General features: G+C 33.9%; 14 protein-coding genes and 2 other annotated features (1 of these 16 cut by a window edge). All 14 genes read left to right on the top strand.

Annotation, left to right across the window (positions count from 1 at the left end; genetic code table 11):
* Positions 1-229: a binding site (T-box leader), on the top strand (it extends 3 nt beyond the left edge of the window).
* 115 nt (positions 230-344) lie between these two features.
* Positions 345-576 (top strand) — a binding site (T-box leader).
* A 154-nt stretch (positions 577-730) separates the two neighbouring features.
* On the top strand, positions 731-2026 hold the full coding sequence (locus tag ACVWY7_RS07885; protein ID WP_001066839.1) for a homoserine dehydrogenase: 1296 nt from the start codon (positions 731-733) through the stop codon (positions 2024-2026).
* A complete protein-coding gene (gene thrC, locus ACVWY7_RS07880; RefSeq protein ID WP_000276454.1) occupies positions 2019-3077 on the top strand; it encodes a threonine synthase in 1059 nt (352 codons plus the stop codon). The genes ACVWY7_RS07885 and thrC overlap by 8 nt, the downstream gene beginning before the upstream one ends.
* A complete protein-coding gene (gene thrB, locus ACVWY7_RS07875) occupies positions 3074-3967 on the top strand; it encodes a homoserine kinase (RefSeq protein WP_000612676.1) in 894 nt (297 codons plus the stop codon). The genes thrC and thrB overlap by 4 nt, the downstream gene beginning before the upstream one ends.
* A gap of 120 nt (positions 3968-4087) precedes the next feature.
* Positions 4088-4297 carry a DUF6366 family protein gene (locus ACVWY7_RS07870; protein WP_000712283.1) on the top strand — a complete coding sequence of 70 codons (210 nt, stop codon included), beginning with the start codon at positions 4088-4090 and terminating at the stop codon, positions 4295-4297.
* A 220-nt stretch (positions 4298-4517) separates the two neighbouring features.
* Positions 4518-6818 (top strand): glycoside hydrolase, encoded by a 2301-nt coding sequence (locus ACVWY7_RS07865; RefSeq protein ID WP_000738128.1) that lies wholly within the window; start codon positions 4518-4520, stop codon positions 6816-6818.
* Positions 6819-7019: 201 nt separating this feature from the next.
* Entirely contained in the window at positions 7020-8021 is a 1002-nt protein-coding gene (locus ACVWY7_RS07860) for an LCP family protein (protein ID WP_073523116.1), read from the top strand.
* 162 nt (positions 8022-8183) lie between these two features.
* Positions 8184-9431: a hypothetical protein gene (locus ACVWY7_RS07855; protein ID WP_001174809.1), complete on the top strand. Its 1248-nt coding sequence runs from the start codon at positions 8184-8186 to the stop codon at positions 9429-9431.
* 13 nt (positions 9432-9444) lie between these two features.
* Positions 9445-10134: a response regulator transcription factor gene (locus ACVWY7_RS07850; protein ID WP_001142162.1), complete on the top strand. Its 690-nt coding sequence runs from the start codon at positions 9445-9447 to the stop codon at positions 10132-10134.
* Complete coding sequence (locus tag ACVWY7_RS07845; RefSeq protein ID WP_105989508.1) at positions 10131-11492, top strand: sensor histidine kinase; 1362 nt, start codon at positions 10131-10133, stop codon at positions 11490-11492. The genes ACVWY7_RS07850 and ACVWY7_RS07845 overlap by 4 nt, the downstream gene beginning before the upstream one ends.
* A 100-nt stretch (positions 11493-11592) precedes the next feature.
* Complete coding sequence (locus ACVWY7_RS07840) at positions 11593-12414, top strand: peptidoglycan-N-acetylglucosamine deacetylase (RefSeq protein WP_000409386.1); 822 nt, start codon at positions 11593-11595, stop codon at positions 12412-12414.
* 14 nt (positions 12415-12428) lie between these two features.
* A complete protein-coding gene (locus tag ACVWY7_RS07835; RefSeq protein WP_000873555.1) occupies positions 12429-13085 on the top strand; it encodes a YkyA family protein in 657 nt (218 codons plus the stop codon).
* Between the two features lie 159 nt (positions 13086-13244).
* Entirely contained in the window at positions 13245-13925 is a 681-nt protein-coding gene (locus tag ACVWY7_RS07830) for an MgtC/SapB family protein (protein WP_000119508.1), read from the top strand.
* A gap of 97 nt (positions 13926-14022) precedes the next feature.
* A complete protein-coding gene (locus ACVWY7_RS07825) occupies positions 14023-14562 on the top strand; it encodes a GNAT family N-acetyltransferase (protein ID WP_181188841.1) in 540 nt (179 codons plus the stop codon).
* 305 nt (positions 14563-14867) lie between these two features.
* Positions 14868-16676 (top strand): petrobactin biosynthesis protein AsbA, encoded by a 1809-nt coding sequence (gene asbA / locus ACVWY7_RS07820; RefSeq protein WP_001990353.1) that lies wholly within the window; start codon positions 14868-14870, stop codon positions 16674-16676.
* Positions 16677-16726: the final 50 nt, after the last annotated feature.

Genomic DNA, 16726 nt, shown 5'->3' with positions numbered 1-16726 from the left:
AAAGTAATGATAAGGACACGAAATCATTTTTACGGTTTACAGAGAGGGAAGCCAAGGGTGTGAGCTTCCTAACACGAGAAATGGTTTTACCACCTTTGAACTTCAATAGTGAACGAGCAATCTAGTAATTATTGACGGAATCAGCCGTTATCTGAACTTGAGCAATCTAGAGAGAAGTACGTCTAGATTGGAACAAGGGTGGAACCACGAAAACACATTCGTCCCTTTCTTAGGGATGAGTGTGTTTTTTTATAGTTTTAGAGATTGAAAATTTAAAATAATTTAAAAATAGTATTGATTTTGTTTTTTATGCGAGTATAATGAGTTAACAAATAAACATGAACGAAAAAGTAACGATAAGGACACGAAATCATTTTTACGGTTTACAGAGAGGGAAGCCAAGGGTGTGAGCTTCCTAACACGAGAAATGATTTTACCACCTTTGAACTTCAATAGTGAACGAGCAATCTAGTAATTATTGACGGAATCAGCCGTTATCTGAACTTGAGCAATCTAGGGAGAAATATGTCTAGGTTGGAACAAGGGTGGAACCACGAAAACACATTCGTCCCTTTCCTAGGGATGGGTGTGTTTTTTTATTACTTTGAAAGGAGGTGCAGTAACATGAAACGATTTGTACGTACGGAAATAACCACCACCTGCATGATTAAAAAGCAGAGCAAGGTGATTGGTAAAGATAAATAATAAAATTGTAGGAGGAGATTAGAAGATGAATAACGTTATTCATGTAGGGGTGTTAGGATTAGGTACGGTCGGAAGTGGTGTTGTCCATATTTTGAAAGAACATTATAAAAAAATTGCACTTGATACAGGGTATGAAGTGAAGGTGAAGACAGTCGTTGTACGTGATTTAGAAAAAGAACGTGATGTTTGTATCGATGGAATCGTAGTAACAAGTCATGTTGATGAAGTTCTAAATGATTCAAATATTGATATTGTAGTAGAGGTAATGGGCGGAATTGAAGAAGCGAAGCAGCATATTGTTAAGGCTTTACGAAATAAGAAACATGTCGTGACAGCAAATAAAGATTTAATGGCTGTATACGGTGCAGAGCTTTTGCAACTGGCGAACGATAATGATTGTGATTTATGTTATGAAGCAAGTGTAGCCGGTGGTATTCCAGTGTTAAGAGGACTAACAGACGGATTAGCTTCAGATCAAATTGAAAAAATAATGGGAATCGTAAATGGAACAACAAATTATATGTTAACAAAGATGAGTCAAAAGGGATGGTCGTATGAAGAGGCCTTACAAGAAGCGCAAAAATTAGGTTTCGCAGAATCAGATCCGACAGCGGATGTAGATGGATTAGATGCAGCGAGAAAAGTAGCAATCCTTGCAAATTTAGGTTTTTCGATGAATGTTTCTTTGGATGATGTGCAAGTAAGAGGGATTCGAAAGGTAGAAAAAGAAGATTTACAAATGGCTGAAAAGTTAGGGTTTACTATGAAGTTAATTGGTAAAGCAGAGAAACAGGGATCAGCTATTCATTTAAGTGTAGAACCGACACTTTTACCAAGTCATCATCCATTGTCAAATGTAAATAATGAATTTAATGCAGTGTATGTTCACGGGCAAGCGGTAGGAGAAGTGATGTTTTACGGACCTGGAGCAGGTAAATTGCCGACTGGTTCTGCAATAGTAAGTGATATTATTTCAATCGTTAAAAATATGAATCAAGTTCCGAAAAATAAAAGTGTGTTAAAAGAACCAGAGCCATACGAATTACAAGGGGATGAAGAAGTCGTTTCGAAATACTTCTTACGTATTTCATTACGAGATGAGCCAGGGATGTTACAAAAAATAACAGAATGTTTCGTTAATTATTCTGTAAGTTTAAAAGAAGTAATTCAATTACCTTTAAATCGTGAACTTGCAGAAGTCGTTGTTGTGACACATCAAACTTCAAAGTATCAATTCGAACGAGTTTTAGGGGCAATAGAAGATGTCGCAAGTGAAATAAACAGTTACTACATTATTGAGGAGGAAAAACAATATGTATAAAGGGCTATTAAACCAATATGCTTCTTATTTACCGGTAAATGAAAACACACCAGATGTGAGCTTAATGGAAGGAAATACACCCCTTATTCCGTTATTAAACATATCAAAACAATTAGGGATTCAGTTATACGGGAAGTATGAAGGAGCGAATCCGACAGGTTCTTTTAAAGATCGAGGCATGGTAATGGCTGTTGCGAAGGCGAAAGAAGAAGGTTCGGAGGCAATCATTTGTGCATCGACAGGTAATACATCAGCATCGGCTGCCGCATACGCGGCACGCCTTGGAATGAAATGTATTATCGTAATACCGGAAGGAAAGATTGCACATGGAAAATTAGCGCAAGCAGTTGCGTATGGAGCTGAAATTATTTCAATAGAAGGGAATTTTGACGATGCACTTAAGGCTGTAAGAAATATTGCTGCGGAAGAGCCGATTACATTAGTAAACTCAGTGAATCCTTATCGAATTGAAGGGCAAAAAACAGCAGCGTTTGAAATTTGTGACCAGTTGCAAAGTGCACCAGATGTTTTAGCGATTCCTGTTGGGAATGCCGGAAATATTACAGCGTACTGGAAAGGTTTCTGTGAATATGAGAAAGAAAAAGGTTATAAAAAGCCAAGAATTCACGGATTTGAAGCGGAAGGAGCAGCTGCAATTGTAAAAGGGCATGTAATTGACGAGCCAGAAACAATTGCAACTGCGATTCGCATCGGTAACCCAGCAAGTTGGTCATATGCGGTAGAGGCTGCTGAGCAATCTCACGGCGAAATAGATATGGTATCAGATGAAGAAATTTTACATGCGTATAGATTATTAGCAAAATCGGAAGGGGTTTTCGCTGAGCCAGGATCAAATGCTTCATTAGCTGGTGTAATGAAACATGTTCAATCTGGAAAAATCAAAAAGGGAGAAACAGTTGTTGCAGTTTTAACTGGAAATGGGTTGAAAGATCCTGATATCGCAATCTCTTCTAATACATTAGATATTGCAAGTGTTTCAAATAATATAGAACAAATTAAAGAGCATATTAAAGGGGTGATTATGTCGTGATACCATTAAGTATTCGTGTTCCTGCTAGTACAGCGAATGTTGGACCTGGATTTGATTCAGTAGGAATAGCTTTGTCATTGTATTTACATGTAGTAGTAAAAGAGAAGTCTGATAAATGGCAAGTGATCCATTCCTTTGTAGATTCAATTCCGACAGACGATAAAAATTTAATTGTTAGCACGGCATGTAAAGTATGTCCTTCTTTATCACCCCATATAATAGAAGTTACTAGTAACATCCCGCTAACAAGAGGTCTAGGAAGTAGCGCATCAGCAATTGTGGCTGGGATAGAGCTTGCGAATCAACTAGGAAAATTGAACTTAACGACTGATCAAAAAGTTCAAATTGCTACAAATTTTGAAGGACATCCCGATAATGTTGCTGCTTCTATTTTAGGAGGAACTGTAATCGGAGCACTTGATGGAAAGAATGTATCGGTTGTGAGAATTGAAAGTAAGGAATTAGGCGTAATTTCTCTTATTCCAAATGAAGAGCTAAATACAGATGAAAGTCGTTCTGTATTACCAGATGTATTTCCGTTTCATGAAGCTGTTAAGGCTAGTGCAATAAGTAATGTATTAGTAGCTGCTTTATGTCAAAAGAAATGGGAAGTTGTAGGGGAAATGATGGAAAGGGATCATTTTCACGAACCGTATCGTTTAGAGCTCGTACCGTTATTACCATCTATTCGTAAATGTGCAAAAGAATTCGGTGCATACGGTACAGCGCTTAGCGGTGCAGGACCATCTATTTTTATATTAACGCCGTATGAGAAACGTCAAGAAATTGCTGAGCAATTAGCGAGAGTATTTACGTCTATGAAAGTGTGTGAGCTAGAAATTGATCATAGAGGGATTACTGTAAATAAGAAAGAACATATTGGATTATAAAGAGAGCTAGCATCGCTAGCTTTCTTTATGTTGTAAATATTTTTTAAGTTTGCATATAAAAGAAAAATATGAATGTATAATTTAGTAAAGAGTGTATTAACTTGGAGGTGAACGGATCATATGAAGAAAGAGTCACCGGAAGAAAAAAGAGAACGTATAAGGCAAAGTGAATTGAAAAACAATCCTACCGGTTCTTTACATGATGGGCTCAACAGAGCTGAAACGGGTAGTCCAGTTGATATGACGGGTGGTATGAATTGGAAAGGTACAGCGCTAGTAATTTTAGTGCTAGTTTTAGCGTATATTATATACACTTATTTTTTTAGTTAAGAAATGCATGTTAAAGCTTTGAATGATTTGCTTTTATAATTAGTGAGGATGAAAAAAATACGGTTATTGTACTGCATATATATTAAGTAGACTATATAGTTGTCCATATATATACATTTATTTTTAATACCCAAAACAGAGCTAGCGTTATGCTGGTTCTATTTTTTTGCCACATTCCTGTAACAAAGCCCTTGTATATTCAGTAGTGGAGGTGCAGAAGATGAAAAAAATGATAGCAATATGTCTTCTTACAACGATGTCATTTTCGACTTTAGTTGGGTGTGATATAAAAGGTAGTAATGCTGTACAAGAGTCTAAAATAAAGAAAGCGACGTATAAAGATTTTACGTACGATGTAAATCCAGAGACGTTCACATTAACGGTAGAACATGATGGTGTAAAAGAACAGGCGTCACAACCGTTACCGAAAATGAAAGTATCGAATGTGAAAAAAGAAAAGAATCGCACATCTTGGGAATATCCAGATGAAAAAGTAAAGGTGAACTTAGAAAAGAAAAACGACCACTTAAGTATTGAAGTGGAATCGAACGGTGCAGAAAGTTTTACATGGCCAAAAATACAAGCTGAAAATTATACACTCCCGCTATGGGAAGGGAAGCAAATTCCGAGTAATGATGAGAATTGGAAGAAGTTTTTAAAGGATGATGCATATTCATTTGCTGAATCATTTTCTATGAAGTTTTTTGCATTAAATGGTTCGAAATATTCGATTGTATATATTGCGAACAATATGTTTAATAATGAATTGAAATTTCATTCGGATCCGAAAATAGGATTTGAGTTTATACATGAATTCCCCAGTATAAATAAAAAGAAAACATATGGATTTCAATTATATGTGACAAATAATGATGCAGTCAGTATTGCTAAACTGTATAAAGAACATATCGCTCGAAAAGGTGAATTTAAAACATTACAAGAAAAGGCTAGAAAAAATAAAGAAATCGAAAAACTTTATGGTGCGGCTCATTTTTATTTTTGGAATCAAAATGGTTTGTCTGACAGTAACATAAATTGGCCAAAGTTAAGAGAACAAATAAATAGTCCTGTGTTCAGTCATATAAAAGCGCTTATTCAAAAGAATAGTTCAGAACCTGGGGAGCTGAATGTATTTGAGCAAGTAAGTAAACAAGATTTTGTTGATAAGTATCAAAAAAATGTTATTTTGCGTTATGTAAATGAAGTATTATCAATGAAAGAATTGTATAAAGAGGACATTTTTCTAAAAGTTGATCAGAAAGCTAGTGAGTTATTAAACGAAGGTGTAGATCAATTATCAAAGATGGAGTTATATAACTTAAATAAGCATGTATTAAAGTCGGTGCTCGGTGATGCGGTTGAAGAAGTAAGCAAATGGGGGAAGGCAGATGGAACGGATATTATAAAGGAAATGAAAACGGCAGGAATAGACAATGCATGGATTGGGTTACCTAACTGGGAGCAAGGGTATATGCAGCCTGATTTCGTGACAGAAGCTAAGAAAATGGGATATTTAGTTGGTCCGTATGATTCTTACCATTCTATTCACGAAAAAGCTGATAAAAACTGGAACACAGCTTCTTTTACTGATCCATCGTTATATGAAGAGGCAACTGTGACGAAGAGAAATGGAGAAAAGGTGCAAGGTTTTTTAGGTAGAGGGCGAAAATTAAATCCAACTTTATCTCTTCCTAGTGTAAAAGAACGAATGAACAATATATTACAAAATGGACCTAAATACAATTCATGGTTTATTGATTGTGATGCAACAGGTGAAATTTACGATGATTATTCGGCTAAACATATAACAACACAAGAACAAGATTTAAAAGCAAGATTACAACGAATGGATTATATTGCGCAAGAAAAAGGTATGGTAGTTGGCTCTGAAGGCGGAAATGATTTTGCAAGTAGCACGATTGCATTTGCTCACGGTATTGAAACGCCAGTTATTAAATGGGGCGATGAAGATATGAGGAAGAACAAAACAAGTCCGTATTATGTGGGTGGATATTGGTCACCGAATCAAAATGTTCCAGAAAAATATGCGAAACAAGTACCGTTAAAAGAAGAGTATAAACAAGTATATTTAAATCCTGTATATTCAGTACCATTATATAAATTAGTATACAATGATGCTGTAATTACAACGCACCACTGGGAATGGGGAAGTTTGAAAATAAAAGATGAGGTTGGAAACCGTATGTTATACGAATTATTGTATAACGTTCCTCCGTTGTACCATTTAGATGAAGTAGAGTGGAATAAGCATAAGCAAGAAATTACACAGCATCTGAAAGTTTGGAATAAATTTCATAAAAAGGCAGTAAAAGAAGAGATGACGAACTTCGCATATTTGTCAGAAGATAAGTTAGTGCAATCTGCTTCGTATGGAAAAGATATTGAAATTATTGTGAATTTCTCAAATGAAGATATAGAAATAGAAAAGACTAAAATAAAAGCAAAATCAGCTTTTATTATTAACAATGGAAAGCAAACTATGTATACACCAAACCAATAAAATTATAATATACAGATTTTATTATGTTTTTATGTAAATAGTGACTTGCCAAAAATAAGCACGAGAGTATAATGTGAAATGGGATATATGTTGGATTTATGATGTAACCTTACAAAATTGTAAGGTAATTGAAAGGAAATTCAATATGAAGATTACTAGACATACATTATACTAGGGAAAGAGAAAGAGAGGCGAATGGTTATGAGCTCTGAATTAGAACAAAATACGAGAAGCAGTAAAAAACGTTCTAAAAGAAAATCAATAAAATGGTTCATTATAATTCCATTGTTCTTACTTATTTTTGGAGGAGTAGGATATGGATCGTTAATATATAATAAAGCAAAAGCAGTAGTAAGTGACGCGTATGCGCAAATTGATAAGTCATCGAAGCGTGATAAAGAAGTTGAACCTTTAAAGGATAACATCTCTATTTTAATTATGGGTGTAGACGGTAGTGAAATGAGAAAAAGTCAGTATGGTGAAGCCGTTCGCACAGATGCACTTTTATTAGCAACAATTAATAAAGATGATAAATCAGTTAAATTAGTAAGTATTCCGCGTGATTCCCGTGTATATATTCCATCTAGAAAGAAATTAGATAAAATTACACATGCACACGTATTTGGTGGTGTTGAAAGTACACGCGATACGGTGGAAAGATTTTTAAATGTTCCTGTTGATTATTATGTGAAGTTTAACTTTGAATCATTCGTGCAAATTGTTGATTCACTTGGTGGTATTGATATCGATGTACCAGTTACTTTCACCGAACAAGATAGTAAAGACCAAGCAGGTATGATTCATTTAGAGAAAGGCTACCAACATTTAAATGGAGAACAAGCACTTGCGCTAGCAAGAACGCGTAAAATTGACAGTGATGCAATGCGTGGTCAAAGACAACAACTTGTAATTGAAGCAATTGCTAAAAAAGCGATGTCTGTCCAATCAATTAGCAAAATGGGCTCTTTACTTGATGCAGTTGATAAAAATATGAAAACGAACTTAACTTTCGATGATATGCTTGCTATTACGAAAAATATGGCAGGATCTAATTTAGAAATGGAAAAAATGCAAATAGAAGGTACAGATAAACGTATCGGAGGTATTTATTATTACATTCCAAACGAAAAAAATGTAAAAGACATTTCAAATAAATTGAATCATCATCTAGGTGTAACACCAAAATCAGTTCGAAATGAATAATAAAAAAGATTGGCTTCTGCCAATCTTTTTTTATCGGAATCGATTTGTAACTTTTCTGTAACGATTTTTTATTGTAGAAAAATTATACTCATATGTATGAGAATATTGGAGAAGCAAAAGTAAAGAGAAATAATGAAAATCTGTAATAAGGAAAGATAGTATATGCAGAAATGGATAGGCATTATGGGAATCATTTTTATATTGACTGGATGTAAAATGTCTGAAGCTCCAACAAATTTAATGGAAGCTCCTGCCAATGAGAAATGGATTAATGAACTAAAAGAGCAAATAGATAAAGATTTGCCTGTTAATTATCGATTGCTTACTCCAATGTCTAATAAAGATAAACAGATGATTTGGTCAATGGATTTTAAACAAGATAATAAAAAAGAAGCCATCATATTTTACAAATTGCCGAATAAAGATCACATTGTATATTTAGCTGTATACGAAAAAAACGGAAATAGTTGGAAAATGAAGTCTGAACATAGATTTGATGGTGGAGATGTAGATATTGTTGAAGTTGGTGATTTTACAGGGAACGGGAAACGAGAATTATTAATCGGAATTTCTCTAAATCGTGAATCTTTAGAACATGTTATGTATGTTTTTTCGGAAGAAAATGAAGATATGAAGGAGATTTATAATCGAGGTTATACAAAGCTATTTATAGATGATCTAAATAGAAACGGTCTTAATGATTTAAGCCTTGTTACATATGAAAAAGATGAGAAGTTTACGGTAGAGTTCATAGAACAATTTAAGACTTTATCGGAAGTGTCATTCGATCCATTTATAAATAGCATTCAAAGAATACAAATGGGCCGTATTTCTAAATCACTAAAGGCGATTGTAATTGATGCAGGAGTTGGTGCTCATTCAGGTATAACGTATGTAGCAAAATTTGATGAGAATCATTATGAGGTATTACCTATAGATGGGAAAGAAGATTTGTTCAATGAATATGTTGTAGAAAGTAAAGATGTTAATGAAGACGGCATTATTGAATTTGTTCGTACTGTACGTCCAAAAGGTTGGGAAGATAAACCACATGGTGATAGTCCGCTCTTTGAACGTTACATACAGTGGAGTGAATCGGGAATTAAACCAATTGAAGAAAGATATATCGATATAGAAAAGGGATATTATGTGAAAATCCCTAAAGAGTTAATAGGAAAAATTACGATATCAAATGAGCAAAAGGAATCAAATTCTCAAAAGTTTTTGGAGACAAGTACAAATGAAACATGGCTTGAAGTCCATATATTTAAGCGGAAAGATTGGTTCAAAATAAAAGGATACGAGGCAGCAGTTAAAACAGCTTCTCACGTATATGCTGTACCGAAACAACCACATTTTGAAAAAGTGAAAGCATATGTGAAGCCGCTAGCGGATTATCAACAAGAGTAGGGAGGTGGAAATGATGCCAACAATTTTAGTTTTAGAAGATGAAATGCCTATTCGTAGTTTTATCGTCTTAAATTTGAAACGTGCTGGATTTTATGTATTAGAAGCTAGTACTGGAGAAGAAGCGTTACAGATTTTATGTGAACATACTGTTGATGTAGCATTGCTTGATGTAATGTTACCGGGAATGGATGGTTTTCAAGTTTGTAAAGCAATCCGGGAAGAAAATAAAAAAATAGGTATTATTATGTTAACCGCGCGCGTACAAAATGAAGATAAAGTACAAGGGTTAGGAATTGGTGCAGATGATTATATCGCAAAGCCGTTTAGTCCTGTGGAACTAACTGCACGTATACAATCGTTACTAAGAAGAATAGAAGTACATGATGAAAAAGCACATACCATCACATCTGGTCCGTTTTTATTAAATATAATAGAAGAAAGATTATATAAAAGTGGACAACTAGTCGATTTAACCCCTACAGAGTATATGATATTACAGTATTTAATGAATCAGGCTTCAAAACCGGTTTCACGTGATGAAATTTTAAATATGATTTGGGGAACGAATTATGTAGGTGAGACGAAAGTAGTAGATGTAAATATGAGGCGGTTACGTCAAAAGATAGAATGTAATCCATCAGAACCTGAATTTATTCTGACTGTGTGGGGAAAAGGATATGTGTGGAAGGAAAGTATAAGATGAAAAGAAAAGTGACTTTATATTTTATGACGGTCATTATACTTATGCTTGTATTATTTGAAGTCGTATTTTCAGTCTCCGTTTATCGATATTATTATAACGGTATTGTGCAATATGTAGAATCTCATGCGAGGACAAGTACACGATTTTTCTCTGAATACAATTCATTATACTTTATTCGTTTGCAAGAATATAGCGGGGATATAATTGAGAGTTTTCAGTTAGAAGGAACCGAATTACAATTAATTGATCGACATGGTACGATTATACAATCGTCAAGTGGAGAAAAGACAGAGGGTAAAGTAGTTATTCCGTATTCGTTACTAGAAGGAGAAATGTACCACCAAGTGACTACTACGAAAGACAAAGTGAAACAATTAGAAGTGATTAGTCCGCTGATTCATCAAGGACAAACGATCGGTGTTTTAAAATATACGACTGTATTAACACATGTAAATGCCAAGATTATTGAAATTATTATGTTTACGATTTCTGTAGGTATTGTTATTTCAGGAATTGTATTCTTAATTAGTAGACGGTTAGCGAATTCGTTTGTTAAACCGATCGAATCTATAATTCATGCTTCTTCTCAAATTGCAGAAGGGACATTAAAGAAGAAAATTAAAGAAGATTATCCTGGTGAATTAGGTGAGTTAGCACATAGTTTAAATCATATGTCTGATAAAATAGAAAAAGCGGAACAGATGAAAAATGAATTTATTGCTTCTATTTCTCATGAAATACGGACCCCTTTAACTGGAATTAAAGGTTGGAGTGAAACGTTAAAAACGGTAGATCATTTAACGGAAGAAGAAATAAAGCAAGGCATGGGGATTATTTCAGGTGAGACAGACAGATTAATTCATTTAGTAGAAGAATTGTTGGATTTTTCAAGGTTGCAATCAAATCATTTTAATTTATATAAACAAAAGGTGCAATTATACGATATACTAGAGGAGACGATTTGGCAATTAACTCCTAATGCTGAAGAGAAGCAAATGCAATTCATCAAAACTATAGAACCAATTGAATTGACAGGAGATCGAAATAGGCTAAAGCAAATTTTCTTGAATATTGTTCAAAATGCCATTAAATATTCACATAAAAATGGTAAAGTATATATTGAAGCGACTAAAAATGAAGGACAAGCAATCATAAAGGTGAAAGACGATGGGATTGGAATTGCTAAAGAGCATTTACCGTATATAGAACAGTCATTTTACCAGATTAATAATTATGCTACAGGTGCTGGTCTTGGTTTAGCTATCGTAAAAAAAATGGTGGAGCTTCATGGAGGTACAATAAATATTATAAGTAAAGAAGGAATAGGAACGACCATTTTGATAAAACTCCCATTATAATACATATAAAGTCTGTTTATATAGTGTAATAAAATAAATAGATGTATAATTATATTGGGTGATTTATATATAAGATTAATAGGGAGAGGAATTCGATAGAATGGAAAAAGCTTTTAAAATTAAACGAGTAGTATTCGTTTTAATAGCGATTGCAGCAGTAGCTATTGGGTATTTCATGTTTCAATCCATTACTTCACCAGCAAAGGCTGTTGCAAAACAAGAAAATGTAGTACAACTCGCAAGTGAACAACCAAAAGTAGAAATGAATAAAACGGCACCAAGTCGTTTTAATGGCAAGGAAAGAAAAGTTGCTTATCTTACATTTGATGATGGCCCAGGGAAATATACGGCTGAATTATTAAATACGTTAAAACAACATGATGCGAAAGCGACATTCTTTTTAATTGGAGCGAATGTAAAAGAGTTTCCAGATTTAGTGAAACGAGAAAATGCAGAAGGTCATTACGTAGGAATGCATAGTATGACGCATAATTTTGCAAAGTTATATAAGAATGGCGAGTATGTAAATGAGATGAAAGAGGATCAAAGCTTAATCGCCAATATTATTGGGAAATCACCTAAATTAACACGTCCACCATACGGTTCGATGCCAGGATTAAATGAAGGTCTTCGAAATAAAGTGGTAGAAGGCGGCTTTAAAGTGTGGGATTGGACAATTGATTCATTAGACTGGAAATATAACAAAATGCAAGTTGATGCAGCTGCAGCACAAATTGCTCAAAATGTATTAACAAATGCAACAAAACCACAAGAAGTCATTTTAATGCATGACATTCATCCGCAATCTGTTGCTGCTGTGCCAGCAATTTTAAAAGGGTTAAAAGAAAAGGGTTATGAGTTTGAAGCTTATCATGAAGAAAGTCACTTCCCAGTGAATTTCTGGCATGATAACCGTATGTAATGGAGGAATGAACGTTGAAGTATGGAAAAGTAGCAGTAGTTGGAGCTCTATCAGTAGGACTATTAACAGGTTGCTTCGGTGAAAAACCAGAAGAAAACCTATATACAGCTTTTGAAACAGCGGCGACACAAGAAAAATCATTAGTTGATGAAGCGAAAAAATTAGAGAAGTTAGAGAAGGAAGGCCAAGAACTATATTCTCAAATTTTACAAGAAGGTAAAGATCATAATGACGCTGTTATGAAGAAAATAGAGCAAGCTACTGCAAATGTAGATGACCGTGAAAAAGTATTGAAAAATGAGAAAGAAATGCTAGAAAAAGCTCAGAAAGAAACGAAATCCGTTCAAGGAAATATAGAGAAGCTTGAAGATAAAAAGTTACAAAAACAAGCGAAAGCAGTAGAAGAGTCGTATAAAAATCGTTATGATGCATTCCAAAAGATGAATGAAAATTATACGAAGGCGTTAGCGACTGAAAAAGAATTGTATGAAAAATTAAAAGTAAAAGAAACGAAATTAAAAGAGATTGGTGAAAAAGTTAAGGCTGTTAATGAATTAACTGTGGAAGCACAAAAATCAAAAGAGCAATTTAACAATTTTACAAAAGAGTATAATGACAGTAAATTAGCATTCTACAAAGATGCAGAGATTAAGATTAAAGATAAGAAATAAAGAAGAGTTTTAAGCGTAATAAAAAGCCGGAGAAACATTGTCACAAATGTTTTTTCGGTTTTTTACGTTAAATGAATAGAAAAGACTGGAATTGATATCATAAAAGAGTTATAGTGAATTATTCCAAGGGAAACATTGTAAAGTAAGGAGAATGGAAATATGTCATATGAATTTTTACTCAAATTAGGTTTAGCACTCTTTTTAGGATTATTCATCGGGATAGATAGGCAGCTAAAGAATAAACCGCTTGGTGTGAAAACAAGTATGGTTATTTCTGTAGCAAGTTGTTTAATTACGATGGTTTCAATTGAATCCGTACATGTATATTCTGTTCCAGGGCATACAAATATGGATCCAATGCGTCTAGCTGCTCAAATTGTGAGTGGAATTGGTTTTCTTGGGGCAGGTGTTATTTTACGAAGAAGTAATGATGTTATTTCTGGATTAACGACCGCCTCTATGGTGTGGGCTGCTTCAGCTTTAGGTATTGCGATTGGAGCAGGATTTTATTTACAAGCGACGGTTGCTATGATTTTAATTATTTTAGCAATTAATGTACTTCCGCAACTTGTGAAAATTGCAGGACCGTATTCATTAAGACAAAAAGATTTATCTATAAAAATTACTGTAAAAGAGCATCATGAGTTGGATGGTATATTTAAGCAAATTAAAAATTTAGGTATGCATGTAAAACGAGTGAAGATTAAAGATATAGATAGTGGAGCATTTCAGCAATTGGAGATGGTTATTTTAGCTCCAGAAGATTTATATACAACTGAGCTGTATAGTTCACTAAAAGAGATAGATCGTGTTGTTTCAGTTGAAGTGGAAAGTAGATAATTGTAAGAAAAAAGGGTGAAGTAAATTCACTCTTTTTTCTTTGGTTTTTTAAGGGGAAAATTGATATGATGATGAGTAAACAAGGGGGGAGAGAATGATGGAGGTACGTATTAGAAGAGCGATAAAAGATGATATACCATGTATAGCAAAAGTTCACGCTGATAGTTGGAAAACAACATATAAAGACATATTCCCTAACGAGATTTTAGAAAATATAACATATGAGCAACGAGAAAAACAATGGGAAAACATTTTTCAAAAAGAAAGTAACCATCAATTTAGATTTGTAGCAGAGACGTTAAATGGAGAAATAGTTGGATTCATCGATGGAGGAGTAGAAAGAACTGGTACATACAATTGTGAGGGAGAATTATATGCGATTTACCTTTTACAAGAGTATCAAGGAATGAAAATAGGACAAAAGTTATTTCAAGCTTTCTTATCGGATTGTAAAAACAATAATATGCAATCGCTATTAGTTTGGGTTGTTACGAATAATCCTTCTAAAAAGTTTTATGAAAAATTTAATCCAGAAAAAATGGATACGAAATTTTTAGAGCGAGTACAGGTGGAAGAGACAGCGTATTGTTGGAGGGATTTGAATTTGTTATACAAACAGTTATGCAGATTAGTATAAATAATAATATTATGTAAACAAAAAGTGGAGCAAGGTATACCAAATAATGTATACTTTGCTCCACTTTTTGATGGATTTATAAAAAATAGTAGCTAAATAGTTTGAAAACAAGAATTTTTTTAGTGTATTTTTTAACTAGATTAAAAAAAGAAAGAAAAAAATAAAAATTACATTTCATAAAAAAATTCTGAAATATACTATTGAATTGAATATCGTTATCAATTAGAATCATAATTGATAACGATATTCAATTATCGATTGTAATATGAAATTCCGATAGTGTTTATAGAAAGAGGAGGGCAAGTATGAAGCATGCGAAACAAATCGCGGAACATGCAACAATACAAAGTTTTTTAAATTGTTATTTAAGAGAAACAGGAAGTGGAGAATGGATTACAGAGGATAAAAGGATAGAGGATATTTTCTACCATTCATTTCAAAGAGATACTTGCTCTACTTATTTATGCTGTCGGTTATCGGCACAAAACATTACTTTGTATGGAGAAGTTATATATAAATCACCAACAGATCGCCATTTGTTTGGAGAACAATTTTATTACCAAATGGGAGATAGTAATTCTGTTATGAAAGCAGATTACGTTACAGTTATAACATTCTTAATAAAAGAGATGTCTATCAACTACGGAGAAGGGACGAACCCTGCTGAACTTATGCTTCGAGTTATTCGTAGTTGTCAAAATATTGAGGAATTTACAAAAGAGAGAAAAGAAGATACATCTGCATTATACGGTTTCCATACATCCTTTATAGAGGCGGAGCAATCTTTATTGTTTGGACATTTAACGCATCCAACCCCAAAGAGTAGACAAGGTATTTTGGAATGGAAAAGTGCGATGTATTCTCCAGAATTAAAAGGAGAATGCCAGCTGCATTATTTTCGGGCACATAAAAGTATTGTGAATGAAAAATCATTATTATTAGATTCTACAACAGTAATTTTAAAAGAAGAGTTACGCAATGATGAGATGGTTAGTAAGGAATTTATATCGAAGTATTGTAATGAAGATGAATATTCATTACTTCCAATTCATCCGCTTCAGGCAGAGTGGTTATTACACCAACCTTACGTTCAGGATTGGATAGAGCAAGGAGTACTTGAATATATCGGTCCTACCGGTAAGTGTTATATGGCAACATCATCACTTAGGACGTTATATCATCCTGACGCAAAGTATATGCTTAAGTTTTCATTCCCAGTAAAAGTAACAAATTCAATGCGCATTAATAAATTAAAGGAATTAGAGAGTGGTCTTGAAGGGAAGGCAATGTTAAATACGGCGATTGGTGAAGTGTTAGAAAAGTTTCCAGGCTTTGATTTCATTTGCGATCCAGCCTTTATTACATTAAATTATGGAACACAAGAATCTGGATTTGAAGTGATTATTCGAGAGAATCCTTTTTATAGCGAACATGCCAATGACGCTACATTAATTGCAGGGCTAGTGCAAGACGCTATCCCTGGAGAACGTACTCGTTTATCAAATATTATTCATCGCCTAGCAGATTTAGAAAGTAGAAGCTGTGAAGAAGTAAGTTTAGAGTGGTTTAGACGATATATGAATATTTCTTTAAAGCCGATGGTATGGATGTATTTACAGTATGGTGTTGCATTAGAAGCTCATCAGCAAAATAGCGTTGTTCAGCTAAAGGATGGTTATCCGGTCAAATATTATTTCCGTGATAATCAGGGTTTTTATTTCTGTAATTCAATGAAAGAGATGCTTAATAATGAGTTAGCTGGTATTGGAGAACGTACTGGAAATTTATATGACGACTATATTGTAGATGAAAGATTTCGTTACTACTTAATTTTTAATCATATGTTTGGGCTCATTAACGGATTTGGTACAGCTGGATTAATTAGGGAGGAAATTCTCCTCACGGAATTAAGAACTGTACTTGAATCGTTCCTTCCATATAATCGTGAACCTTCTACCTTTTTAAGAGAATTGTTGGAAGAGGATAAGTTGGCATGTAAAGCAAATTTATTAACGAGATTTTTCGATGTCGACGAGTTAAGTAATCCTTTAGAACAAGCAATTTACGTACAAGTACAGAATCCGCTCGTTAGAGAAGTGGCTGTTCGTTCATAAATAAGGTTAAAATTTCACGTAATACAAATAATGGTATTTTCTGCAAGGTA

This window comes from Bacillus sp. TE9106W (assembly GCF_054062215.1).
Note: the sequence above shows the minus strand (reverse complement) of the source record. Positions and strands in the feature narration are given on the sequence as shown.

What these genes read in the sequence shown, in the direction of transcription:
- ACVWY7_RS07860 (WP_073523116.1), top strand. Translation starts at nt 7,020, where the DNA reads ATGAGCTCTGAATTAGAACAAAATACGAGAAGCAGTAAAAAACGTTCT.
- asbA (WP_001990353.1), top strand. Translation starts at nt 14,868, where the DNA reads ATGAAGCATGCGAAACAAATCGCGGAACATGCAACAATACAAAGTTTT.
- ACVWY7_RS07840 (WP_000409386.1), top strand. Translation starts at nt 11,593, where the DNA reads ATGGAAAAAGCTTTTAAAATTAAACGAGTAGTATTCGTTTTAATAGCG.
- thrC (WP_000276454.1), top strand. Translation starts at nt 2,019, where the DNA reads ATGTATAAAGGGCTATTAAACCAATATGCTTCTTATTTACCGGTAAAT.
- ACVWY7_RS07845 (WP_105989508.1), top strand. Translation starts at nt 10,131, where the DNA reads ATGAAAAGAAAAGTGACTTTATATTTTATGACGGTCATTATACTTATG.
- ACVWY7_RS07855 (WP_001174809.1), top strand. Translation starts at nt 8,184, where the DNA reads ATGCAGAAATGGATAGGCATTATGGGAATCATTTTTATATTGACTGGA.
- ACVWY7_RS07825 (WP_181188841.1), top strand. Translation starts at nt 14,023, where the DNA reads ATGGAGGTACGTATTAGAAGAGCGATAAAAGATGATATACCATGTATA.
- ACVWY7_RS07850 (WP_001142162.1), top strand. Translation starts at nt 9,445, where the DNA reads ATGCCAACAATTTTAGTTTTAGAAGATGAAATGCCTATTCGTAGTTTT.
- ACVWY7_RS07865 (WP_000738128.1), top strand. Translation starts at nt 4,518, where the DNA reads ATGAAAAAAATGATAGCAATATGTCTTCTTACAACGATGTCATTTTCG.
- ACVWY7_RS07885 (WP_001066839.1), top strand. Translation starts at nt 731, where the DNA reads ATGAATAACGTTATTCATGTAGGGGTGTTAGGATTAGGTACGGTCGGA.
- ACVWY7_RS07870 (WP_000712283.1), top strand. Translation starts at nt 4,088, where the DNA reads ATGAAGAAAGAGTCACCGGAAGAAAAAAGAGAACGTATAAGGCAAAGT.
- ACVWY7_RS07830 (WP_000119508.1), top strand. Translation starts at nt 13,245, where the DNA reads ATGTCATATGAATTTTTACTCAAATTAGGTTTAGCACTCTTTTTAGGA.